This is a genomic window from Bifidobacterium sp. W8112 (assembly GCF_016101425.1).
GTDB classification, from domain to species: domain Bacteria; phylum Actinomycetota; class Actinomycetes; order Actinomycetales; family Bifidobacteriaceae; genus Bombiscardovia; species Bombiscardovia apousia.
The window spans coordinates 37385-60660 of record NZ_JACFQN010000004.1; the positions used below are offsets into that span (position 1 = coordinate 37385).

15 protein-coding genes and 1 tRNA gene are annotated in these 23276 nt (G+C 62.6%); 5 read left to right on the forward strand and 11 right to left on the reverse strand.

Going from position 1 to position 23276, the window contains the following annotated elements:
• Positions 1-20 precede the first annotated feature (20 nt).
• From htpX to H3T92_RS07805, 6 genes are all read right to left on the reverse strand, one after another.
• Positions 21-959, reverse strand: coding sequence for a zinc metalloprotease HtpX (htpX, locus tag H3T92_RS07780; RefSeq protein ID WP_198189789.1), 939 nt, complete (start codon positions 957-959; stop codon positions 21-23).
• 81 nt (positions 960-1040) lie between these two features.
• A complete protein-coding gene (locus H3T92_RS07785; RefSeq protein ID WP_198189791.1) occupies positions 1041-1634 on the reverse strand; it encodes a DUF4411 family protein in 594 nt (197 codons plus the stop codon).
• Positions 1631-2812, reverse strand: coding sequence for an ImmA/IrrE family metallo-endopeptidase (locus H3T92_RS07790; RefSeq protein ID WP_198189793.1), 1182 nt, complete (start codon positions 2810-2812; stop codon positions 1631-1633). Before H3T92_RS07790 ends, H3T92_RS07785 begins: the two co-directional genes overlap by 4 nt.
• 171 nt (positions 2813-2983) lie before the next feature.
• Entirely contained in the window at positions 2984-4450 is a 1467-nt protein-coding gene (locus tag H3T92_RS07795) for an FAD-dependent oxidoreductase (RefSeq protein ID WP_198189845.1), read from the reverse strand.
• Positions 4451-4568: 118 nt separating this feature from the next.
• Positions 4569-6536, reverse strand: a complete 1968-nt coding sequence (locus tag H3T92_RS07800) for a heavy metal translocating P-type ATPase (protein ID WP_198189795.1) — start codon at positions 6534-6536, stop codon at positions 4569-4571.
• Between the two features lie 173 nt (positions 6537-6709).
• Positions 6710-8569: a trypsin-like peptidase domain-containing protein gene (locus H3T92_RS07805; RefSeq protein WP_198189797.1), complete on the reverse strand. Its 1860-nt coding sequence runs from the start codon at positions 8567-8569 to the stop codon at positions 6710-6712.
• 232 nt (positions 8570-8801) lie between these two features.
• Between H3T92_RS07805 and tgt the strand changes: the two genes are divergently transcribed.
• The gene (gene tgt / locus H3T92_RS07810) at positions 8802-10100 is read left to right on the forward strand and encodes a tRNA guanosine(34) transglycosylase Tgt (RefSeq protein WP_198189799.1); all 1299 of its coding nucleotides are present in this window, start codon (positions 8802-8804) and stop codon (positions 10098-10100) included.
• 56 nt (positions 10101-10156) lie between these two features.
• Positions 10157-10239, forward strand: a tRNA-Leu gene (locus tag H3T92_RS07815).
• A 149-nt stretch (positions 10240-10388) separates the two neighbouring features.
• On the opposite strand, the gene H3T92_RS07820 is transcribed toward H3T92_RS07815, so the two are convergent.
• Positions 10389-10670: a metal-sensitive transcriptional regulator gene (locus tag H3T92_RS07820; RefSeq protein ID WP_024627554.1), complete on the reverse strand. Its 282-nt coding sequence runs from the start codon at positions 10668-10670 to the stop codon at positions 10389-10391.
• A 119-nt stretch (positions 10671-10789) separates the two neighbouring features.
• On the opposite strand from H3T92_RS07820, the gene H3T92_RS07825 reads away from it, so the two are divergent.
• The 3 genes from H3T92_RS07825 to H3T92_RS07835 all read left to right on the forward strand — a co-directional run bounded on the left by H3T92_RS07825 (position 10790) and on the right by H3T92_RS07835 (position 15593).
• Entirely contained in the window at positions 10790-13648 is a 2859-nt protein-coding gene (locus H3T92_RS07825) for a heavy metal translocating P-type ATPase (protein ID WP_198189801.1), read from the forward strand.
• A gap of 63 nt (positions 13649-13711) precedes the next feature.
• Entirely contained in the window at positions 13712-14980 is a 1269-nt protein-coding gene (locus tag H3T92_RS07830; protein ID WP_198189803.1) for an AAA family ATPase, read from the forward strand.
• Positions 14973-15593 (forward strand): hypothetical protein, encoded by a 621-nt coding sequence (locus tag H3T92_RS07835; protein WP_198189805.1) that lies wholly within the window; start codon positions 14973-14975, stop codon positions 15591-15593. Before H3T92_RS07830 ends, H3T92_RS07835 begins: the two co-directional genes overlap by 8 nt.
• Here the strand turns inward: H3T92_RS07835 and H3T92_RS07840 are convergent, their stop codons facing one another.
• The 4 genes from H3T92_RS07840 to H3T92_RS07855 all read right to left on the reverse strand — a co-directional run bounded on the left by H3T92_RS07840 (position 15594) and on the right by H3T92_RS07855 (position 23244).
• Positions 15594-16685 (reverse strand): alpha/beta fold hydrolase, encoded by a 1092-nt coding sequence (locus tag H3T92_RS07840; RefSeq protein WP_198189807.1) that lies wholly within the window; start codon positions 16683-16685, stop codon positions 15594-15596.
• A 36-nt stretch (positions 16686-16721) separates the two neighbouring features.
• Positions 16722-19052, reverse strand: coding sequence for a YhgE/Pip domain-containing protein (locus H3T92_RS07845; RefSeq protein ID WP_198189809.1), 2331 nt, complete (start codon positions 19050-19052; stop codon positions 16722-16724).
• Positions 19049-21685, reverse strand: coding sequence for a YhgE/Pip family protein (locus tag H3T92_RS07850; protein ID WP_198189811.1), 2637 nt, complete (start codon positions 21683-21685; stop codon positions 19049-19051). The genes H3T92_RS07845 and H3T92_RS07850 overlap by 4 nt, the downstream gene beginning before the upstream one ends.
• Positions 21686-21936: 251 nt before the next feature.
• On the reverse strand, positions 21937-23244 hold the full coding sequence (locus H3T92_RS07855; RefSeq protein WP_198189813.1) for a chloride channel protein: 1308 nt from the start codon (positions 23242-23244) through the stop codon (positions 21937-21939).
• Positions 23245-23276 lie beyond the last annotated feature (32 nt).

Sequence of the window (23276 nt, forward strand, 5' to 3'; positions counted from 1 at the left end):
CGCATGAGTCCGTTGATCTCTCAGTACCCCACCTGGGTTCCACGCCCGGAATTCACCTGGGTCTGCTGTCCCATCTCCTGGCTCATCTGCATCAGGCGGGCTATGCGCTCATCGGTGGGCGGATGGGTGGAGAAAAGCCTGCTGAATCCCCTGACCGAGAAGGGATTTTCTATCATCATGGCAGCGGCACTCTGGGTGCCGGCGGTCTGAGGCATAGGTGTGGCCTGAGACCCGTAGGATATTTTGTTCAGCGCCGATGCCAGAGCCGCCGGGTCTCCGGTCAGCCGACTGCCGTCCTCGTCGGCGTCATACTCACGGGTGCGCGAAATCGCCATTTGGATCAGGGAGGCGCCCAGGGGGGCCAGAATCGAGCTGATCAGCACGCCCAGGAGGCCGAAGACGCCGGAATCGTTATCCCTGTCCCGGCTATCGCCACCGAAATACATGAGGGAGTATCCCAGGTAGGTGATGACCGTGGCCATGGCCGAAGCCACAGCAGAGGTCAGAATGTCATGGTTGTAGACGTGCATGAGCTCGTGGCCCAGCACTCCGCGGATCTCACGCTCGTTGAGGATGCGCAGGATCCCCTGGGTGCAGCAGACGGCGGCATGGCGCTCGTTACGGCCTGTGGCGAAAGCGTTGGGCGAGTCGGTGGGGGCGATGTAGATGCGGGGCATGGGCTTGCCGGCCCTCCCCGACAGCTCTCGGACAATCCGATAAAGGTCGGGAGCCTCCTGCTCACTGACCGGCCGGGCATGCATGGAGGCGATCGCCACCTTGTCGGAGAACCAGTAGGATCCGAAAGTGGTGGCCAGGCCTATGAGGATATAGATGCCCAGCGTCCCCTGGCGACCGCCGGTCAGCCACCAGATGAGCATAATAACGGCCCACATGAGGGCGAACAAAAGCGTCGTTTTCAGGCCGTTGAAATGTCCGTGAACCTTCAGCTTGCCATTCATGAATTCTATGGTAGACAATACCGCTGAATTTTTGCTGAACGACCGCTGAAAAGATGAGGCTGGCGATGTCCCCTCTCCATTTCAGAACAATACGATTGGATCTCCGCTCTTCTTGTCATGAGGCTTAGGAACATACCGGGCTTTCTTCAATCTCCCGTTTTCATCGAAGAACCGACGGAGATTCATGGTCTTTACCCCAAACTGGTCTGCGATGTTAGGGATCTTGGGCTCTTTCTTCATGTGCTGCCCCTGCTGCAGCGGAACCCGGGCCTCATCCGTCACGATGACTGCTCCCTCGACCTTGGCCACGGCGATCAGCCAGGGATCCGCCTTGCTCTCTGACTCCCAGTATTGGCGCGACTCTTCCGTATACTGCCCGCAGGTGACCAGATAATCCTGGATTTGCGCATAAACCTGCCCATACCTGTCATCCTTATGACTTATTTGGCGGCCTTTGAACACTGCACGCACCCAAAGATTCAGCATATCGGGATCAGCTGCTTGCTCGTTGACCAGCTCGTCGTAGACAACATCCACCAAAGCGATCGCCCTGTCCTCAGCCAGCTTTTCCATCCATCGCCAGAAGGGATGGAACTCCTTGTAGTCGAAAGGATGGTTGAGCCGGTAGGAGGCGATGAAGACGTTGGAATCAGGCAGGTAGAGGGTAGCGGTCATATCAGCTTCTTTTCACGAATCAACCCCTGATAAGACTGCGGGGAACGCACCCCCACCAGGTCGAAGCCCTCAGTCGGAGCCAGTCTTCCCCCGTCCATAGCGGCATTGACCAGGCGGACGAAACCGGTATCGACCCTGGAGGCATTGGTTCTGTTGCCATTACCGCGGGATTCCCGCTCCTGACGGTGGACGGCCCTGTCATGAAGATGCCGATTCATTCGTGCCTGCAGCTCCTCAAGCGTATCCTCGCCAGTCAAGCCGAGCTGATGGGCTTGTATCCCCATGGCAAGAGGGCTCAGATGGAAGTCGTCAGCTATGGACTCCGCGGCGTCCGCCGGCTCTTGGCCCTCGTCCAGCTTCTCCTGCCAGAGCCGCCGGAAGCGCTCATCGTCAATCACGGCCTTTACCACTGCGCGGTTTATCGCGCGCTCCATGGCCTTGCGGTCCCCTTGGCCGTCAATGCCGTCGAAGAGCTCCTGAGTGCCCAGCAGTACGTGCCCCACCTCGTGAATCAAGGTGAAGATCATGCCGTCAAAGGAATCATTTCTGTTGATGAACACCAGCGGAGCCATATCGTCGATCAGCACGAATCCCCTGAACTCCTGAAGATCCAGCTTTCGAGAACTCACGGAACCCACCTGGGAGTTGAGCATGATCATGATGCCCGCATGGGAGGCGCGTTCCTTGAGCTGACGGAAACGGTCGCTGGAATTGCCGCCCTCCCAGGCAGAGCGCCCATCCAGCCCAAGGGTGGAGCGAAGCGCATCAGCCAGGGAATCGTCCTGCTCGGCATCGCGCACCGAACCGACTAGCGGGTTGGCATCCAAGCCGGACTCAAGCAATTCATCCCTGGCCCACTCCTGCCTGAATCGCATCTGGTCGATGGTGTCCTGCAGGTTTTTGCTGGGCTGCACAGACGTGTTGCCTACGGTCCGGTAACGAACCAGAGGCTCAAGGCGACGCTGGGGCACAACCGACCTGACCAGGGCACCGAAGGGCACATGCAGGGCCCTGCTGAGCTGCTCAACCTTGTTGAAGGATACGGATACGGGTTCCTTGGATTCCAGCCAATCCGGCAACTGGCCAAGTCCCCGGCGCTGAGACAGGGCCACTGGATCGGCATCGCTCTCCTCAACGGCCCACTGGAGGGTGGCCGGATAGAGAGTCAGATTAGCCATGTCACGCTCCTTCGATTCCGTGAGGGGCTCTAATGACAATGATAGCTGCACCAGGCCTATCCGTCTGCCGTAAGCACCCAGTAGGGCATACCAAGAAAACAGGGCCTGGGTGAGGATTCATGCACCTCATCCAGGCCCTGCCACTGCCACCGACGACCTAAGAGCGATCGTCTACTCGCCGTGGGCGAGCTGGCGGAGCTGGTCTGGGTCGATGACCTTGATGTGCTCGCGTCCGACCTTGGCGCCCTCGGCCCGCTCATAGGCATCGACCCGCTTCCAGCCGGCGAAGTCGATGGGCTGGATGCCCTTGTCCGCCAGGAAGCGATCAATCGAATCGTCGTCACGGTCCTTGGCGAAGCGGCCACGAGTCGGGCTGGCAGCCAGGTCATCCAGCATGTTGCCAATGGTCTCCAGGGCATCGGATTTGGTGGATCCGATCAGACCCACAGGTCCCCTCTTGGCCCAACCCGTGGCGTAGAGACGGTCGATGGGTCGGCCGTCCTGCCCCTCGGGAGCAGTGGTCACACGACCGTGGACGTTGGAGAGGGTATAGCCGGCGAAATCGTAGGGAATGCCGGGAACTTCAGCCGGCTTGTAGCCGATGGCATGGTAGACGGCCTGAACTGGGTACTCCTCGTACTGGCTGGTCTCCTCCATGGTGCCCTCGGGCGTGACCTTGGTCTTCTCCACCCGAATGCCGGTCACCTTGCCGTCCTGGCCGATGATAGCGGCTGGCATCCGGTAGAAGTGCATATAGAAACGGCGGTCGGCGGGGTTGCCCTCGAAGTCGACGCCGCCGTCCTCAGCCATGTCCTCGGCCATCTCCCTGATGGTGAAGAGCTCCTCCAGCATCTGCCTGGTCAGCTTGTCGGCACCGGCCCGGTCAATGGTCTCCTGATCCAGGTCGAAGTCCTCCTCGTCGATGACGATTTGCACTCCGGGCAGCTTCTCCAGCTCGCGCAGCTCCTGGACCGAGAACTTGGCCTGGGCTGGTCCGCGACGGATGAACATGTGCAGTTCGCGAGCCTGGTTGCCCTGAATCCCCTGGTAGACGTTATCGGGGATGTCGGTGCCCAGCAGGTCGTCGGCCCGCCGCATCAGGATTCTGGAGACATCCATGGCCACGTTCCCGCCTCCGATGACGGCCACCTGCCTGGCATCCAGGGGCCAGTCCTGGTCAGCGTCGGGATAGCCGTCATACCATTCGACAAAGTGGGCGGCCCCGTGAACGCCATCAAGCTCATGCCCGGCAATCTCCAAGGGGCGGTCGTCCACAGCGCCGGTGGCGAAGAGCACCACATCGTAGCGTTCAAGCAGATCATCCAGGTTGACGTCCTTGCCGAACTCCACATCCGCATAGAGATGGATCTCGGGGTTGTCCAGCGTCTTCTCCAAGGCGCCGGCGATGTACTTGATGCTGGGATGATCCGGGGCCACGCCGTAACGGACCAGACCGAAGGGAACGGGCAGCTTCTCGAACAGGTCGATCCGGGCCCGGTCGCCCAGGCCCAGGTCTACTCCCTTTTCCCGAAGCTGCCGCAGCAGGATGTCAGAGGCGTAGACCCCTGCAGGCCCCGCACCTATGACGGCCACGCGCAGGGGGGAGCCGGCTTCCTCGCCACGGGCCGGTGCGGGCATGGTGGAATCGTAGACAGTATTATCGCTCATGCTTGTCAGCCTAACGCAAAGCAAGGGTCGGGAACAGAGCCAGGCGGGCTCCATCCCCGGGACTTTCACCAAGCGTCGCGAAATGGCCTCAGTCCCGGTCTATCAGCGCAGTCAGGGCCCAGAGGATGGAAACCACGTCGATGGCCTCCTGGGTAAAGGCACCGACAACCACCGGGATCAGGTCGAAGGCGGCGCAGAGCATGCCCACGGTGGCCAGGGTCAGTCCCAGCATGACCGCCTGGAGCATGACCCGCTTGGTCCTGCGGGCTATGGTGATTGACCTGGGCAGGCAGGCGATGTCGTCGTTCATGATCACGGCCTGGGCGGACTCGGAGGCGGCCGTGGTAGTGCCGTCAGTGATGGCCATACCCACGTCGGCGGCAGCCAGGACCGGAGCATCGTTGACCCCGTCCCCCACCATCACGGTGATGGATTTGGTCACTGACTCCCCCAGGAATTTGGACAGCCAGATGTCCCAGAGGGGCTGTCGGTTGGGCTCCTCCTTGGAGGCCTTGGCGATCAGATCGGCCTTGTCCTCAGGGAATAGGCCGGCATGCACGTCGGTGATGCCCACCTGGTCGGCGATGATCCGGGCCGAGGCCTCCTTGTCACCAGTAACCATGGAGAGACGGGTGATCCCCAGCTCCCGCAGCTGGGCGATGGTCTGGGCGGCATCCGACCTGGGCACGTCCTTCATGACGATTCTGGCGGCCAGGACCCCATCGATAGAAATATAGGAGGCCATCTCGTCAGGCGCCAGGGGGCCAAAGGAATCACTTGAATGCCCGTCGGCCACGAACTGGGCCCTGCCCACCTTGACCTGATGGCCGTCGACCATACCCTGGATCCCGTTGCCGGAGTCCTCCCGAACCTCCCGCGCATGCAGATGAATCTCGTCACTGCTCTGTGCCCGCAGTCGCTCCTGGGCAGCGGCCCCCGCTTCAGCTATTCCGTTGGCCAGAATGTGGACCGAGTAGGCCTCCACAGCGCCCGCTATGGCCAGAATCCGGTCTGTATCAACCTTCTGCTCCCTGCCCTCGGGCAGGTCGATCTTGGCTACTTGCGGACGTTTGACGGTCAGCGTGCCGGTTTTGTCGAAGAAGATGTGCGAGACCCGGCCCAGATTCTCAATCACGTCCTGGGTCTTGATCAGCAGCCCCGCCTTGGCCAGCCTCCCGGTCCCGGCCATGTAGGCCACAGGGGCAGCGATCAGCAGAGGGCAGGGGGTTGCCAGGACCAGAACCTGGGCGAACCGGGTCGGCACGCCGGAGATGATCCAGGCTACGCAGGCGATGATGAAGGCCACCACGGTGAAGGGGACTGCCATCAGGTCAGCTGTTCTGACGACTGCAGCCCGCGAGTTCTGGGCGGAACGCACCAGGTTGAGGATGCGCTGATACTGGGAATCACGGGCTAGCTGCCGGGCCCGCATCAGGAAGGTGCCCGAGCCATTGACCGCCCCGGACATGACCTGGGCATCCTGGTAGAGCCTGCGGGGCATGGGCTCACCGTTGATGGTGGACATATCCAGGGTGGCGGTGCGGCTGATCAGCTCGCCATCGACGGGCACGGTCTCGCCGGGCTTGACCACCAGGAGGTCATTCAAACGGACCTTATCGACCGCCACTGTGCTCCAGTCGCTCTCCTTGGGAAGGGCATGCTCCCCCTCCGGCAGCTCTGACTGAACCACATGGGCCACCTGAGGGGCGGCCTGAACCAATACGGTCAGGTTGTTCTGTGCCCTGTTCCCTGCATACTGCTCGATGGCATCGCCGGAGTAGAGCATGAGGACCACGGCCCAGCTGGCCCAATACTGCTTGACAGCCAGGGTGGAGAGAATGGCGACCACAGCCAGGATATCCACGCCCACGTGGCCATGTCGCACGTCATCGATCATCCCCTTGAGAGTGTCCACCAGCGAGACGGCCACCAGGACGGCGACCAGCCATTGGGCAGCCTGGCGATAGGGGTGCCAGAGCAGGCCCATGACCAGTCCGCAGACCAGAACCACCCAAAGCATGGGAACCTTCTTGGCGAAACCCAGGATTTTTGACATGACCACTTCCCCGCTCCGGACTTGTCTACCTGACAGCCGCAGCCGGATCACGGCTCTCTTCTGCACCTGACATATCAAGCCTATACCGCGCCGGGGCCAGCGATGGACGGCGGATATGGCAAGGGGCCACGCCCGTCATCTGACGGATGCGGCCCCCAGGGTTCAGTCCCGGATCACTGCCCGAAGAAGAAGCGGAAGGGATCCATGGAATCGTCGTCGCCCGAACCGCCCTGGTCGGAGTCGCCGTCCTGGCCACTGCCGTCCGAGTTCCTCCTGTTGGTCCTGGGCTTGCCCTGAACGGTCTGTTCCTCGCGGTCCAGAGTGGCGTTCACTTCGGAGGTCTTGCCGTCCCTGACCACGGTGATCTTGACCGAGTCACCGAAGGCGGCAGCCCGGACAAAGCCCAGCAGGGAGAAGTTGTTGTTGACCGCATGGCCGTTGAAGGCCACGATGGTGTCGCCCGTCTTGATACCCGCCTTGTCGGCCGGGGAGCCGGAGACCACCTTGGTGACCTTGGCCCCGCCTCGGGTGACCCCATCGGCCTGGGCTGTGCTGCTCTGGATGGTGACACCCAGGGAGACATGCTTGGCCTTGCCGTCCTTGATGATCTCATCAGCGATCCGCTTGACCAGGTTGGACGGGATGGCGAACCCGATGCCGATGGATCCCGCCTCGGACTTGGAGGAGGCCATGGAGGCGATGGAGGAGTTGATCCCGATGACCTCGCCGGCCGCGTTGAAGGTGGGGCCGCCCGAGTTGCCGGGGTTGATGGCCGCATCCAGCTGGACCGCGTTGGTCACGATCGGGTTGTTGTTGCTCTCGTCCATGACCGAGACCGGGCGGTTCAGAGCCGAGACGATGCCGGTGGTGGCCGTGTTCTCATAGCCCAAGGGATTGCCGATGGCCATGACATTCTCGCCCACAGCCAGCTTTTCGGAGTCGGCGAACTTCACAGGCTTCAGGTCGGAAGGCGCCTGATCCAGGCTGAGGATGGCCAGATCAGCCGTGGTGTCGGTGCCGACCACCTTGGCCGTGTACATCTGCCCGTTGGAGAGGGTGACGTGAATCTCCTGGGCACCATCGACCACGTGGTTGTTGGTGACCACATGGCCCTGGGTGTCGAAGACCGCGCCCGATCCGGCGCCGACCCCGCTCTTGGTCTGCACCTGGATGGAGACCACGGACTCAGAGACCTGCTTGCTGATGGCCTGCCAGTCAGGAGCCTGCCCGCCCTGGACCTTGGCTGTGCCCTGGCCCGAGGAGTTGGAGGAGACCCCGTTCAGCGAGGAGGACGAGGGCAGGGTGATCCATCCGTTGGACAGTGCCGCCCAACCCAAGCCCAGCATGAGGGCAGCGGCCACTAGTGCGGCCACCACGGCGGTGAAGACGTACTTGCCCGTGCCGCTCAAGCTGCTGCCGGCGTGGTTGGCTGGACCGGGCCGGCCGTTGGGGCCGCCGGATCCGAAGGGTGAATAGGGACCCTGGCCGGAGGGCTGGCCCCCCTGGGGGGTCTGGCCGGCATTCTGACGAGGCTGGCCGTTCTGCCCGAACTGGCCTGGCTGTCCGTACTGTCCGAAGAAGCCCTGCTGAGGACTGGAGCCATACCCCTGGCTGGGCTGCTGCTGACCCTGATCGCTGGCGGGCGGACGCGAGCCTGCAGGAGCGTAGGCACCATACTCGGGCGCAGGCCGATAGTAAGACTGCTGCTGCGTCTGCGCATCCTGCCCTGTAGTCGAGCCGTTGGAGGCGGAGGTTGAAGCCCCGGTGCCACTGCCGTCATTCGACGCGGTTTCCGCAGTCGTGGACCGTGCATCGCCACCAGGCATGGCAATAGGGGTCGTGGGCCTCTGATCCCAGGCCTGAGTCTGCTGGTCCCCTGCTTCTGGCCCGGGAACCTGAGCAGAGTCGGTCTGATCCGCGGAGGATCCCGTCTCCTGCTCTTGATTGGCGGCCCCGCGCTCGATGTGGCTTGGCTGCCAGGACTGATCGTCATCGCCGCCCCTCCAAGGGTCGGCCTTGTGCTCTTCAGCCATTTCTGCTCCTTCGGATCGATGCCGCTGCCTGCTATTCGGTCACGCTTGTCAATCTACCCCGTCGCCCGCGCTTTTTGCTGTTTCCGGCTGACAGGCGAAGCGGGTCCTCGCATGCATTGCTTCCAAGTCTAGGGCCGAAATGCTGAATGTTGTCTGGACATTGCATGAAAGTCATATCGACTGTACGCAGGGCAGCTGCGGGACGGTTGGATGTCTTGGATACAGTGGAGCCATGAGCCTGATCACCAACCCGCTGGGAGCCACGCCGGGCCGACCCGGCGACCGCACCGCATTCTCATTCGAGACCCTGAACCGTCTGCCTGACAGCCCCGAAGGCCTGGGACGCAATGGCCGCCGCTACGGCCGCACCGGCATCATCCACACTCCGCACGGAGACATCCACACCCCCGCATTCATCCCTGTGGCCACCCAGGCGGCCATGAAGGCCGTCCTGCCCGAGCAGATGCGGCAGCTGGGCGCCCAGGTCCTGCTGGCCAACGCCTTCCACCTGTTCGAACGCCCCGGCCCCGACATTCTGGACCAAGCAGGCGGCCTGGCCCGGTTCATGAACTGGGACGGCCCCACCTACACCGACTCGGGCGGCTTCCAGGTGCTCTCGCTGGGGGCGGGATTCAAGAAGACCCTGGCCATGGACGTGACCGGCATGAAGTCGGACCAGGTGATCGCCGAAGGCAAGGAGCGCCTGGCCTTCGTGGATGAGGACGGGGTCACCTTCAAGTCCCCGCTCAACGGCGACCGGCACCGCTTCTCGGCCGAGATCTCCATGGGCATCCAGCACCGCATCGGAGCCGACATCATGTTCTCCTTCGACGAGCTGACGACCCTGATGAACACCCGTACCTACCAGGAACAGTCAGTGGAGCGCACCTTCCGTTGGGCCAAACGCTGCGTGGACGAGCACCACAGGCTGACCCAAGCGCGGACCGGCAAGCCCTACCAGGCCCTGTTCGGCGTGGTGCAGGGGGCCAATTATGAGGATCTGCGCCGACGCGCCGCCCGCCAGATCGCCTCCCTGGACTTCGACGGCGTAGGTATCGGGGGCGCCATAGAGAAGCGGCTGCTGGGGCAGACCTGCGCCTGGATCTGCGACGAAATGCCCGAATCCCGGCCCAGGCACGTCCTGGGCATCGCCGCTGTGGACGACATCTTTGCAGGCGTGGAGAACGGCGGGGACACCTTCGACTGCGTATCCCCGGCCCGCTGTGGACGCAACGGGGCCGTCTTCACCCGTGACGGCCGCTGGAACATCAAGCGCGCCCAGTTCAAGACCGATTTCAGACCCATCGAAGAGGACTGCGACTGCTATACCTGCACCCACTACTCCCGGGCCTACATCGACCATCTGCTCCGCGCCCATGAGCTCAACGGCTACACGCTGGCCACTATCCACAACGAGCGCTTCTTCGTAAGGCTGCTGGACGAGATCCGCCAGTCCATCGATGGCGGCTACTTCGACGAATACAAGAAGGAGACGCTGGCCAGGTTCTACGCCCACGGATCCAAGGGCTGAACCAACACGCCATTATTGCGCCGCGCAGACAACCGTGCTATCCTTTCCAGTTGTCTGCGAACGTGGCGGAATGGTAGACGCGCTGTCTTCAGGTGGCAGTGAGCTGATGCTCGTGAGGGTTCAACTCCCTCCGTTCGCACGAAGCAATGGAAATGTCTTCGGCTGACTGATGTCGGTCGAAGGCATTTTTTATTGGTCCGATGGCAGCCGAGGCTGTTCAGCCTATTCGATATTCCCCGCACGCCCACCAGAATCCCCAGTCCGATTGGACCTGTCGGACAAGGGCTGCTAGGAGCGGACCAGCCGGGCGATGGCCTCGGAGGCCTCCTGCATCTTCTCGTCGGCCTCTTCACCCCCCTTTTCGGCGGCTTCGCGGACGCAGTGGTTCATGTGGTCGTCCAGCAGGGTCAGGGCCACCGACTTCAGGGCGCTGGTCGAGGCGGCGATCTGGGTGAGGATGTCGATGCAGTAGGTGTCCGATTCGACCATCTGCTCGATGGCCCTGACCTGGCCCTCGACACGCCGGAGTCTGGTAATGGTCCGCTTTTTATCGTTGGCATATCCGGGCACGATTCACTCCATTCGTATTCATCCCATGGCCTTCATGACGCAGCCAAGACTGACTCGAATTCATGAAACCCATCTCGAAATTCACTATCAGTATACCCCTGGGGGGTATAGTGGGCCACATGAGCAGCATCCTGGTCCTTATCGCGGCCCTGGCCATCACGGCAGGCATCATCTGGTACTTCTTCGCGCCCAAAAAGGCCACCCAGGCCAAGGATGAGGGCGGTATCCAGACCGTCCACATCACAGTCAAAGGGGGATACAGCCCTCAGCTGATCCAAGTTCAGGCCGGGCGGCCGGTCAAGCTGGTCTTCGACCGCCAGGAGAGCGGAGAGTGCTCCTCGCACGTGGTCTTCAACGACTTCAACATCGACAAGACCCTGCCCGCCTTCCAGACCTCGACCGTCCAGCTGACCCCGCCCAAGGCCGGCGACTATCCCTTCGCCTGCGGGATGAACATGCTCCACGGGATGCTCCGGGCCACCGATGGACCGACGACCGGCAGCGCCGGGACTCAATCCGAACACGAGCAGGGCGACCAGTCACAAAGCGAGCGCCCACAAGCCGAACCTACCGAACCCGCCAAGCCTGCCCAGACCAACGGCAGCAACGACCAGGACGAGGCGGATCAGGAACGCACGGCAGAAATCCGCGACCTGACCAGGCGGTTCATCGTGGCCCTGGTCTTCACGCTCCCGGTCTTCATCCCGGCCATGTTCGGCATGTTCCTGCCCATGCCCCACATGCTGATGAACCCCTGGGTCCAGCTGGTCCTGATCCTGCCGGTCATGTTCTACTCGGGCTGGCCCATCCACCGCACCGGGTGGCTGGCTCTGGCACACCGGGCTCCGGAGATGAACTCCCTGGTCGCCCTAGGCACTGCCACGGCCTTCCTCTACTCACTGGTGGTCACCGTGGCCCCGCAGCTCCTGCCTGAGGGAAGCCGCGAACCATACTACGAGGCCGTGGGCACCATCATCACCCTGATGATCCTCGGCCAGATCCTGGAGGCACGGGCCCGGCGCGGCACCGGCGATGCCATCCGCGCCCTTGTCGGACTCAGGCCCAAGACCGCCACCGTGGTGAGGACCGGCCAGGACGGCAGGGAGACCACCCAGGAGATCGCCGTCGACGATGTGGCCGTCGGAGACGTGATTCAGGTCCATCCGGGCGAGAAGCTGCCGGTGGACGGCCAGGTCATCTCCGGATCATCCTCAGTGGACGAATCCATGGTGACCGGCGAGCCCATGCCCGTCCTCAAGCAGGAGGGCGATTCCCTGGTCGGAGCCACCGTCAACGGCACAGGCTCCCTGCGCTACAAGGCCACCCAGGTAGGGCAGGACACCGTTCTGGCGCAGATCATTCGGCTGGTCAAGACGGCTCAGACCTCAAAGGCACCCATCCAGAAGCTGGCTGACCGGATATCGTCAATCTTCATCCCCGGGGTCATCCTGGTAGCGCTCTGGACCTTCGTGGCCTGGTGGGCGTTCGGCCCCATGCCTCGCGGCGTATTCGGAATCGTGGCGGCGGTCTCCGTCCTGGTCATCGCCTGCCCCTGCGCCCTGGGCCTGGCCACTCCCCTGTCCGTGACGATCGGCACTGGACGCGGCGCCCGTGCCGGCGTGCTCTACCGGTCGGCGGAGGCCCTGCAGGGAGCGCATGACGTCGATACCATCGTCCTTGACAAGACTGGCACCATCACCCAGGGCCGACCCGAACTGGCTGATGCCCTGAGCGTGCAGGGTCTGGATGAGGACCTGCTGATCAGGGCAGCCGCGAGCGCCGAGAGCAATTCCGAGCACCCCTTGGCCCAGGCCATCGTCCAGGCCGCCAAGGACCGCAATCTGGAGCTGGTACCGGCCAAGGACTTCGACTCGGTCACCGGCGCCGGCATCGATGCAACCTTCCCCTCTGGATCTTTTGAAGGAAGCAAGGGCACTTCGCATGTCCTTGTCGGCAACCGCAGACTACTCGAGGGCAAGGGGATCGGACTGGAGAACGAAACAGCGAACCGTGCAGGCGCGCAATCCCTCTTCGACACTGCCCGCAGCTGGGAGGATCAGGGCCGCACAACCATCTTCGTGGCCATCGACGGCAGGCTTGCCGGGGTCCTGGCCGTGACCGACCAGGTCAAGTCCGGGTCCAAGCAGGCCATCCACGACATGAACGAGCGTAACATCCAGACCATCATGCTGACCGGCGACAACCAAGGCACCGCTGAGCAGGTCGGCAGCCAGGTCGGGGTCACTCGGGTAGTGGCGCAGATCCATCCCGAGGACAAGGCGAGCATCGTCAAGGCCCTTCAGGCTCAGGGTCACAAGGTGGCCATGATCGGGGACGGCATCAACGACGCCCCGGCCCTGGCCCAGGCCGACCTGGGCATGGCCATCGGCACCGGCACGGACGTGGCCATCGAATCCGCCGACGTGACCCTGGTCTCGGGCGACCTGAACGCGGCCGTCAAGGCCATCGATCTCTCTGCAGCGACCATGCGCAACATCCATCAGAACCTCTGGTTCGCCTTCGGGTACAACGGCCTGGGCATCCCCATCGCCGCCGGCGTGCTCTACCCCTTCATTGGCCTCCTGCTCAACCCCATGATCGCCGGTGCAGCCATGGCCTTCTCCTCCCTGTCAGTGGTGCTCAACGCCAACCGGCTGCGCCACACGCCTCTGAAGGCCAGGCCGGTCAAGGAGGCCAAGCCAATCGACATGGATGCCCTGACCAGGGACCTCAGTATTTCCACCCACCAAGAACACAACCAAGAGAAAGGAAACGAGATGGGACTCTTCCATCATCATGACGACATGCAGCAGGACCAGGCAGCGACGGACAAGGTCACCGACCCGGTCTGCGGGATGTCCATCGACCCCAGCACGGCCGCAGCCAAGCGCGACTACCAGGGCAAGACCTACTACTTCTGCTCGCAGAATTGCGTCGATACCTTCGATGCTGACCCGGAGAAGGTGCTCAACAAGTAGGATTGCAGGCGTATCATATTCCTGTAGACACTTTTTCTGTCTACAGGAATATTGGTGGTTATCATGCATCTGCTCAGAATGGTCGTCGAGGGACTTCAACCCTTTGAAAACCAGACCCTAGCCCTGGATCTTTACGCCCGTGACCAGGTCCGCTCGAGAACCCCTGGCAACGGACTGACTTATCTGGAGAACAGTCCGGGCAGTCACATTTACGCGCAGAACGTGCTGTGCCTTACGGGAATCAACGCATCCGGCAAAACCACGGCACTCAACACCTTGGCCCTGGCCGTCAGCGTCCTGAGCAAGGATGCCAGCCCTATGCTGTCTTCCGTCAGATCCCTCAGCGCCTTCGGGCCCAGCCTGCAGATTTCTTTGATCTTCGAGTCCAAGCAGCACTTCTACCTGCTCAAGTCACAGCTGGATGCGGTCCACGACGACACTTCCGACGAAAGCATGGATCTCCTGACCGACAGCACCTATCGGTTTTCTCAGGAACAACTTTGGCGCTATCCAAGCAAGCCCCTGCCCAAGTCCGTGCTTCGCAATACAGACGCTTTCCAACAACGCTCGAAGCTGATCAAGGTCCGGCGTCCGGCAGCCCAATCCTCAGGTGATGCATCCACCGACACCTACCTGACCAAGGAGGCCTTCGATTACCTCTCCCCTCACTCCAGCATTGTTCTGCCCTACACCAGGACGACTAGCGCTCAGGTCATTGCCCGCATCGGACCAGAAACCTACTTTCCCATCGTTCCTGTCGACACCATCGCCGATCCTGTGCTGCACGTCTTCGATGACAGCATCGACTACTTCCATATTGACCAGGAACACCGCGCCCATCTGCGATTTGCCGGCACCTCTCAAGAAGTGGTCATGTCCAACATGGACACGGCCGGGCTGCTCTCCCTGGGCACCGTCCGCGGATCCCGAATCGTCAAAGCAGCCATCCGGGTCCTGCGCACCGGCGGCTATCTGCTGATCGACGAAATCGAGAACAGCATCAACAAGGAGCTGGTGCGCATGATCATCAACCTCTTCATGTCAACGACCAGCAACCCCCACGGCGCCACCCTGGTGTTCACGACCCACTACGCGGAACTGCTCGACCTGATCCAGCGCAAGGACAATATTTACTTCCTCAGACGTAGCGAAGACGAGCACAAGGGCATCCAGGCGATCAACTACTCAGAGGCAGTCAGGCGCGGGGAGCTCAAGCACAGCGAGGTCTTCCTATCCAACTACATCGGAGGTACCGCCCCTAAGGCAGCCGAGCTCAAGGCCATGCGCCAATACGTAGCCGACCAGGTGGCAGGGCAAGAACATCATGCATAGCAGGCGGGAGGAGCTTGCAAGGGCCATCGGGGACGATGCAGTTCTCTTCTCGTGCGAAGGCGTAGCCGAGCAGGTCATCGTCGACAAACTGGTCACCAAGCACCTGACCTTCATCAATCGGGATCGCATCATCACCGATCCTTACAACGACGACGCCTGGTCAACCCGCGACAGAAGCGGTGAGAGCCTGGCTCGTGACTTTCTGACCCAGGATTATGGACGAAACGTGACCATCCTCTGCATACAGGACCAGCTGGGCCACCGCACCTTGCTGCGCCAGCCTTACGCCGAACATGCTCAAACCATCAACGTCACCACGCATCCCGAGATCGAGATGTTGATCGTCTACCGCGAGGGCAAGCTGGACGAGTACAACAGTTGGAAGTCACACCATCGCGGCGCAAAAAACAGCAAGCTGAAGCCAAGCCTCTTCTGCAAGGAGGAGCTCGGACAGGACGACCGCAAATTCCGCAATATCAAGAAATATCCTTTTCTGAATCAATACTGGGATGATGCGGATGCGCTTGTCAGAGCTTTGGAACTGTACAGGGAACTAGCCTCGGCAAAAAAGCAGGGTGGCGACTTTCTGTTGGCCGATCTGCTCGGCGTCTGATCAGCGGTCGTCAGCAAGCTGCCAGGGCTGGTCGAAAAAGTCGAAGATGCGCTCCAAGTAGGGCCCCAGAACCTTGTCAGGCATCTGGTAGAGCTCGTGCATGCTGCCTGGGATGCGCACCAGCGTGGCCTGGCAGCCGCCCTGCTGGACCTGGTCGACAAAACGGTTCTGGGGCATCGGCAGCACAAAGCGGTCGGGTTGCGCCTGGAAAAGCAGCAAAGGAGTCTCCACCCGGCTGCACCGGTCGGGACGCAGTATGGCCCGGCTCATCTCCAGGCTCTCCCTGACCCAGCCGAAGCTGGCTGCGCTGGTCTGGTAGTGCAGTTCCTTGGCCCGTAACTTATGGGTCCAAGCCACCCGAGCCTGGCTGCCATTGGGGTACTTGCCCATGTCCAGCTCGGGACGGAATGGGCCGAACCCTGGAGCCATGCTGCGCGAGCGGCCCATCATGCAGGCGGCGTTTGTTGCCGTCCAGGCCACCGAGGGCATGAACCCGGTCCGCGGCGCAATCATGGGCGATGACAGGACCGCCTTATCAATAAGTGAAGGAAAAGTTTCCAGCATCCTTGCAGCCACACCGCCGCCCATGGAATGGGCATAGAGCACCATGGGCTTGTCCTGGGCGTACTGCTGGCCCACCTGGGAGCAAAAGGCGGCCAGATCCGCCACATACCGCTGCCAATGATCCACCCATACCAGACTGGGATCACTCACTCCCCGACCGGAGAAACCGTGTCCCCAGTGCTCGGGAATGCAGACGGAGTACCCCTGCATCAGGAAGTACCAGGCCATCTCCTGATATTTGTCGGCGAATTCCGAAAAACCGAAGGAGATGATTACGGCCCCGCGCACACGAGCCGAGCCGGACTCCGCCGCACCTTGGCGAAACAGCGTCCTGTCATAACAGACGTAATGCAGAAGCCGGGAGGGGTCGACGCCGCCGAGATGGGCCTTGTCCAGCAAGGTTCCCCCGTCCTCGCCGCCGTCATGGGAGATCATCCATCCGTCACTGCGACAGGAGGCCAGATCAGGAAGGACGCGATCCTTCATGATCTGGTCGTAGTGGCGCTCCTCAACCAGTTGGACGCTCATGCTCTCACCCTATACCACCTGCTGTTGGACTCGGCCCTACATGAGCCGGGTGCTCTCAAGGTTTCTGACGATCCAGTCATTGAAGCGGATGACGGGCTTGCGCAGGACCAGCCCCAGCAGCAACGAAGGCACCAGGAAGAGAGCCAGGGTGGCCATCTCCCGCCAGAACTCCATGCCGTAGGCTCCGGCAACGGCCGACTGCATGGCCCCGATGGCGTGGACGAAGGGCAGGAAGGGATAGACCCCCTGGAAGAAGCCTGGCAGGGTTTCCATGGGGAAGGTGCCGCCCGAGCCAGCCACCTGCATGACCAGGAGGATGACGGCGATGGCCTTGCCGATGTCCCCGAAGGAGACGACCAGGGTGTAGATCAGATTCATGAAGACGAAGGAGGCGAAGACCGCCACCAGCACGAACATCAGCGGATGGACGCATTGGACCTTCAGGTAGAAGAGGTCGCCCAGGGCGATCAGGCAACCTTGGAGGATGGCCATCAGGGCGAAGACCGCGAATCTGCCGAAGTACTCCTGGTAGAGCTGAAGGCCAAAGCGGCGGGCGTTGCCTGGCGACTCCGGGCGGAAAGCCCCCCAGGAGCGGCTGTCCTCGGAATCCTCATCCAGGTCATCGGCCCTCTTCCAAGCATCCTCCAGGGAGTCCAGGTGCAGGACGAAGGCCTTCTTCTTGTCGGACAGGGCCACCTTCATCATGGCCGCCAGTATGGTGGCACCCACCCAGATGGAAAGGATGGTGTAGAAGGGGGTCATGGCCGACCCGTAGTTCATGACCGGGAAGACCGCATGCCGATGGATGCCTACCGGCGAGGACAGCAGCGCGGCCAGGGTTTCGGAATCCCCGCTCAGCAGGGATTTGACCTCCTGCGCATCCTTGCCCTGCGAAGCCTGGGTCAGGTGTCCCCCCAGGTCGGTCAGCCGCTTGGAGGCCTGGTCCAGGCGCTGGGAGATCTCGCCCAGCTGGTCCTTGGCCTGGCTGATGTCCTTGGTCATAGGGCCCGTCAGCCCAGAGGCGCCTTTGACGGTTCCGTCCAAGCCCGTCAGCAGCCGGTCGGTCGAAGTGACCACGGTGTCCATGGAGGAAGCCAGGTCGTCCAGGCGGGGCTTCAGGTCATTGCGGTACTGGGTGCGGACCTGATCCACCGAGGCGCGGGCCTGGGCGATCCTGTTCTTCAGATCCTGCCGCTGACCGCCCAGCTTGTCCTTGCCCTCCTTGGCTGTCTGGGAGGCCTGGCTGATCCGGTCCGCCAGGTCGCGCTGGGTTGCCTGTGCCGCGCGCATTCCGGCCTGGGCCTGATCGATGGCGGTCAGCAGGGCCTGGCGCTGGTCCGCTGTCAGATTGGCGTCGGATTCCACCGTGGCTCGCAGATCCTCCAGGTTGGCGATCATCCGGTCGTAGTCGGCCGCCGAGTCTCTGATCCGTTCGCTCAGATCGTTCAGCTGGCTGCTGACGGCATCGCTCTGCTGACCTACCTTGTCAAAAGCGTCGTCGATCTTGGAGCCGATGGTGTCATAGGCGCCCGATGCCTGGTCAAGGGCAACGTCGACCGCCTGCGCCGACCCGGAGAGGGACTTGCCCAGATCCTTGGATCCCTTGGTCCCTTGGTTCAGGGCCTTTCTGGCATCGGCCATGGCGGAGTCGGATCGGCCCAGAATCCTGCCGGTGGAGTCGATCATCTGTCCGGAGGAGTCCAGAAGGCCCGCATAGGCATTCACCTGGCTGGATGCAGTGGTCAGCCGCTGTGACATCTGATCGATGTGGCCGGTCGTCCTGGTCAGATAATCCTGGACTTCAGGGCTCTGAGAGTAGGTGAAGACCTGGCTGGCCAGGTCGATCCCCACCTGGCCCACGGTCTTGACGAAGGTCTTGTCGATGGTGGTGGCCACGGTGTCGGCCCCCTGCTCGGTGACATGGGGGGCGATGGCGTTCTTCTTCTCGTTCAGGTAGTACTCGAGGTTGGCGTGCTTCACATCTTGCGAGAAGAGGGTCATCATGTCCGCGCTGAAATCCTTGGGAATGACGATGGCGGCGTAGTACTCGCCTGAGCGCACCCCCTCCAGGGCCTGGTCGCGGTTGACGAACCTCCAGTCCAGCTGGTCGTTGGCCCGCAGGGTGCTGGTGACCGTCTCCCCCACGTTGATCCTGACCGGGATCAGGTCGGACTTGTACCCCTTGTCGGTGTTGGCCACGGCCACCTTGATGGCCTTGGTGTTCTTGTAGGGGTCCCAGCTGGCGGCGATGTTGAACCAGGCGTAGAGGGCCGGGACGATGATCAGGCCCATCAGGACGATGATGGCGATGACGTTGCTGGTGGCGTCGGCCAGGTCCTTGCGCAGGATCCTCCATATGTTCCTCATCGGCGATCACCATCCTCGGGAGCGCCCTCCTCATCGCGGTTCAAAACTGATTCGCGCACGGCCGTGGTCAGCCTGGTCATGGCCGAGGGACCCTGCCGACGGGGGTGAATCAGGGTGTGGAAGTCCATGCCGGGACGCTCGGTCAGGCCCAGCTGCTGCACATAGCCGTCGCAGATGTACTCGACGATGATCAGGTAGGCGTCGATCAGGACGATGGAGGCGATGCAGGCGATCAGCATGACGATCTTGGCCTCGGTGCTGAACAGCAGAATGAGGAAGAGGACCGGCAGCAGGACCAGGGCCAGACCAGCCCGGATCAGCGTTGGATAGAGGGCCAGGAAGCGATGCGCCCGCCGCCTTACGACGGCGCGGTAGTCGCCCTCGCCCAGGATGGAGCGGGCCAGGCTGCCCAGGCTCAGGCGACGGTCGGCCGAATGGTTCTGCTCGGTCAGCATCAGGTCGGTGGCGCCCAGCCGCCGGTCGAAGAGGGCGTTCAGGTTGAGCAGGTACCGCCGCACCACCAGTCCGATCAGGAGTGCCGCCGGCAGGTACCAGAAGATGTGGAGCATGTCCTGCCAATAGTGGTTGCCGTACATGCCGCCGATGGTCTCGCGCATGGCGTTGATCCCGTAGGTGAAGGGCAGCCAGGGGTTCAGATTGCGGAAGAAGTCGGGCATCATCTCGATGGGGTACATGCCCGAGGAGCCCGGTATCTGCAGAATGACCAGGACCACGGCCAGGGCCTTGCCGATATGCCTGAAGGAGGCGGCCAGGGCATAGATGATGTTGATGTAGACGAAGGAGGCAAAGACCCCGGCCAGGACGAACAGGGCCGGCTGCTGGCACTGGATGCCCAGCATCAGGTCGCCCACTGTAGCGATCAGCGCCTGGAAGAAGCCGACGAAGACCAGCAGAAGCCAGCGGCCCAGGTAGGCCTGGGTGGCGGTGCACTTGCGGATGCCCTCCTTGTCGACCTCCAGCTTGTAGATGGCGATCAGGATGAACCCGCCCACCCAGAGGGCCAGATTGGTGTAGAAGGGCGCCACGGACGACCCGTAGTTGCTGACCGGGTAGACCGTGTGGGAATCCAGCTTGACCGGCGAGGCCATGGCCTTTCCGAAGGATTCGGGGCTCAACCCCAGGGTCTGGGACATCCGGTTCCAGGCGGCCGAGGACCCCAGGGCCGCCAGATCGGTGCGAACCCCCTCCAGGTCGGACCTGACCGAGGCCAGGGAGGCCCTGGTGGTGGACAGGGTCGACTGGGCCTGACCAATGGTGGAATCCAGCTGGTCCAGCAGGGCATCAGTCTGGGCGGCTGTGGTGGCCAGGCTGCTCAGGGCGCCCTGAAGGGAGCCGTTGGAGGCATTGAGGTTGTCCAGCCCGGTAAGGAGGTTGGGCATGGTGGTCCCCGTCAGGCTCTGGCTGGCCGCAGTCAGGGCCTTGATGCCTGTGTCGCCGGTGTCGGTCATGGCCGAGCTCAGGTCCGTTGCAGCCTGCTTGCCCGAGCCTAGGGCCGTGGAGGAGTTCTTCTTGAAGGCATCCAGGGATGCCTTCTGCTGCTGGTTGGTCTTTTTCAGATCGTCGATCTGCCGCTGGATGCTCTCGTAGGCCGGATCCCCGGGATGCAGCCCGGACTGATCCAGACCCGACTGGAGCCGGTCCACGGCCTTCCCGTTGGCGTCCACCAACTGGCCCAGGCCGGAATTGACCCGGTCCACCTTGTCCTGGGTGGCGTTCAGGTCGGCGGTGATCCCGCCTGCCACCGTATTCACATCCGTGACCGCGCTGGACAGCCGCACCGACCCGTCCGCCAGGGCCTGGTTCAGGGCGGAGGAGAAGCGGAGGCTGTCATCTCGGGTCCTGGTCATGTGGTTCTGGGCCTTGCTCAGAGTGGCCTGGGTGGCCGATATCTGACTCTGCAGGTCCTTGATGTCGCTTCTGGAGCCGGCCACGGTCTGCCTGGCCTGGCCCATGGTGGAACCAATCCGGTCAAGCTGGCCGTCCGTACGATCCAGCTGGCCGATGATTTCCCCCAGGTCGCCCACCACCTGACTGCGGCTCTGCTCGGCCGCGCCCTGTGCATCGCCGGCGGTCTGCAGGACCTTCCCGGCCAGGGCATCGCTGACGGCCGAGACGAAGACGGTGTTGATCTCCTGATCAATGGTGGAGGCGCCGGTGTCGGTCACCTTGGGGGCGATGGCGTTCTTCTTCTCATTGACGTAATAGTTCAGCGCAGGCCTGCTCCCGGTCCCCTCGACGATGCCGACCAGATCGGCGCTGAACCGTTCTGGGATGATGATGGCCGCGTAGCACTTGCCTGAGTGGACCTCGTCGATGGCTCTCTGGTCATCATCCATGAACTTCCAACCCAGGCTGTCGTTGCCGCGCAGCTCCTGGATGACCGATCTGCCGGCGTTGATCCTGCCGGTTTCCGCCGACTGCGCCCCTCGGTCCATGCTGACGACGGCCACAGGGAGGTTCTTGACATTGCTGTAGGGGTCCCAGAGGGCCATGATGTTGAACCAGGCATAGAGGGAGGGCAGCACGGCCACGCCGATGGTCACGACCAGGGCCACGGGGTTGCGCAGTATCCGCCAGAGATCTCGCCTGAAGATGGCCAACACGGTCTTCACCGCCAGGCACCTCCTTCTTGTCTGTCCGGGGTATCACGGCACTGGCCTGCTCCACTCGGATCGGCTGCATCCTCCCGGGACCTACGTCCGGCCCGAGTATAGCCACCCTTCCTTACTGGCCCAGACCGGTCAGCTGATCGTGAATGCCCACTCAAGGCTGGAGGCAGCAGGGCAGGCATGCGACCAGCGGTGGTTTCATCGTATATGAGTAAGGACGGATTCCTTGGGCGACACGGGCTACCGACAACGGTTTATGCCTTGGCCACGAACAGACGCGAGACCGCCGTCGACAGGGCCACAGCCAGGCCCATGGGCATGAAGGCCATGACCGGCAGATGGCAGACCTCCATCAGCATGGCCATGGCCATGAGCGGAGCCTGCTGGGAGGCGGCCAGCAGGGAGGTGGCACCGATCACGGCACACTGCCAGACCGGCAGGCCGGGCATAAGGCAAGCCAGCAAGAGGCCCAGAACAGCGCCCATGGCGGATCCCAAGGCTATGGACGGCGTCAGAGTACCGCCAAAGGCCCCGGCACGGATGGTGGCTGTGGTCAGCAGAGCCTTGGCCAGTGCGAAGAGAACCAGCAAGGCCAGCGACTGAGCCAGCTGGAGTCCGGAGAACCCCGCAGACAGCCGCTGATCCATGCCCATCTGGGCCAGAGCCCGGCCGTTGCCCAAGACCTGCGGAACGGCCAGGGCGACCAGGCCGGTCAGCAGAGCCACCCCCGTCAGCTGCCAGATGGCTGCTGGGCCAGTGGTCCTATGGGCCTCAGCCCAGGAGGTCATCCGCCGAAATCCTGCCCCCAGCAGTCCCATGACCGGCCCGATCAGGAGGACCACTGCCATGAGCCAGGGCCGGAAGGGCTCGGAGCCGACCTTATAGTAAGGAGCAAACCCCTTGATAGAGCCGCCGACCAGGGTAGCCAGGGCCGACATGGCCAGATTGACCGTCACCACTTCGGCATCCACCCGCCGCAGCAACACCTCGATGCCGAAGAAGGCACCGGTCAGAGGCGCAATATAAATGCCAGCGAAACCCGCACCAGCAGCCGAGGCGACCAGCAGCGGACCGTCCTGATCACGCAGCCCCAGCCGTCGGCCCATCCTGGACCAAAGACCGCCTAGCAGAGCCCCGGCCTCGCGCGGGGCCACCTCCCTGCCGATGGAGCCGCCGGCAGCCACAAAGAAGATCTGGGTGAGCACATGAACCACGGTCCGCCCCGGGGGCATGGGCGCGCCCTTGACAGCCTGGCCGACCGAGGGAACCAGCCTGGTCCTCGTCCGCAGCCAGGCCCAGACCAGACCAGCCACCAGACCGGCAACGGTCACCGAGGCCAGCCTCCTGATCGGCGGCACCGCCTCAGCCGTGGGAGTCCCTGGAGTCTCGGCGAAGCCCAACAGACCGACCTGGGTCAGCTCGAAGAACCTTGCCAGCAGGCCCGAGGAAAGTCCGACCAGCAGGCCCAGGCAGAGCACCGAGACCGCCAGGCCCCAGCTGCGGGGAAGCTGGAATCCGCGTTCGGGCCCTGGTGTCTGGTCAGGCTTTCGTTGGGTATGCACAACCCCAATCTAGCGGAAGCAACCGCCAGCAG

Excerpts from the sequence above, each read along its gene's own strand:
- H3T92_RS07785 (WP_198189791.1), bottom strand. The coding sequence starts at position 1,634 with ATGACCGCTACCCTCTACCTGCCTGATTCCAACGTCTTCATCGCCTCC.
- tgt (WP_198189799.1), top strand. The coding sequence starts at position 8,802 with ATGAGCCTGATCACCAACCCGCTGGGAGCCACGCCGGGCCGACCCGGC.
- H3T92_RS07805 (WP_198189797.1), bottom strand. The coding sequence starts at position 8,569 with ATGGCTGAAGAGCACAAGGCCGACCCTTGGAGGGGCGGCGATGACGAT.
- htpX (WP_198189789.1), bottom strand. The coding sequence starts at position 959 with ATGAATGGCAAGCTGAAGGTTCACGGACATTTCAACGGCCTGAAAACG.
- H3T92_RS07800 (WP_198189795.1), bottom strand. The coding sequence starts at position 6,536 with ATGTCAAAAATCCTGGGTTTCGCCAAGAAGGTTCCCATGCTTTGGGTG.
- H3T92_RS07840 (WP_198189807.1), bottom strand. The coding sequence starts at position 16,685 with ATGAGCGTCCAACTGGTTGAGGAGCGCCACTACGACCAGATCATGAAG.
- H3T92_RS07790 (WP_198189793.1), bottom strand. The coding sequence starts at position 2,812 with ATGGCTAATCTGACTCTCTATCCGGCCACCCTCCAGTGGGCCGTTGAG.
- H3T92_RS07825 (WP_198189801.1), top strand. The coding sequence starts at position 10,790 with ATGAGCAGCATCCTGGTCCTTATCGCGGCCCTGGCCATCACGGCAGGC.
- H3T92_RS07830 (WP_198189803.1), top strand. The coding sequence starts at position 13,712 with ATGCATCTGCTCAGAATGGTCGTCGAGGGACTTCAACCCTTTGAAAAC.
- H3T92_RS07835 (WP_198189805.1), top strand. The coding sequence starts at position 14,973 with ATGCATAGCAGGCGGGAGGAGCTTGCAAGGGCCATCGGGGACGATGCA.
- H3T92_RS07845 (WP_198189809.1), bottom strand. The coding sequence starts at position 19,052 with ATGAGGAACATATGGAGGATCCTGCGCAAGGACCTGGCCGACGCCACC.
- H3T92_RS07795 (WP_198189845.1), bottom strand. The coding sequence starts at position 4,450 with ATGCCCGCACCGGCCCGTGGCGAGGAAGCCGGCTCCCCCCTGCGCGTG.